Genomic DNA, 662 nt, shown 5'->3' on the forward strand with positions numbered 1-662 from the left:
CGAGCTCAGCCCATACCTTGGGCCAATTCTGGGCAATCCACGGCCGCAGTTCCTCCGTGGTCATCCCATCAATGCCGGGGGCACCCCGGTTCGCTTCAACGCGCTTGAGCGCCGCGAGCAGGTTCTCCTTCGAGAACGCCTCGCCCCACAGGGAGGCGGGCTCGCGGTGATTGACGTCCTGATGGTGCACCGTCTGGTCACTACGCGTCGGACAGCGGTCATCGTGACCCGATCGAGCAGGCACCCTTCCCCCAATCCACTAAACGTTCGGTCCTTCCCGAGCCCTTGTCGGCCTACTGCCTACCCATCTCGGTACTATGACCTCTGCTGACTTCTGCTCGGCAAACCAATGGGATTACTCCCACCAATCGTCACGATCCCCGCCATCACACGGTTACAGGTGACACCCGAGCAGATCTCCCCGAATAAAGACAGCAACTTTCCCCGGATTCCCGCCGCATATACTCTGCGCACCCGTAGTGAGAGCGGGCTTCGCCGTAGTCAGCCGACTTACCCAATGCGCCTAGCCTCCAATGCGATTCGTGTACCTCGGTACCCGGTTTCGCCTCCGGCTTCCTCCAGACCCCTCCTCACGGAGACGCCCTTGCCGCTCGGCTAATGAGTTAGTCTCACCTCTCCTCATCGGGACTTTCACCCTTTAG

Annotated in this window: 1 pseudogene; it reads right to left on the minus strand. The window is 60.7% G+C overall.

Features of this window, described 5'->3' with window-relative positions:
* Nucleotides 1-190 (minus strand): annotated as a pseudogene (locus tag VXC91_RS46530) (hypothetical protein); the annotation flags it as partial.
* Between the last annotated feature and the right edge of the window lie 472 nt (nt 191-662).

Source organism: Streptomyces chiangmaiensis (assembly GCF_036281785.1).
GTDB lineage: Bacteria > Actinomycetota > Actinomycetes > Streptomycetales > Streptomycetaceae > Streptomyces > Streptomyces chiangmaiensis.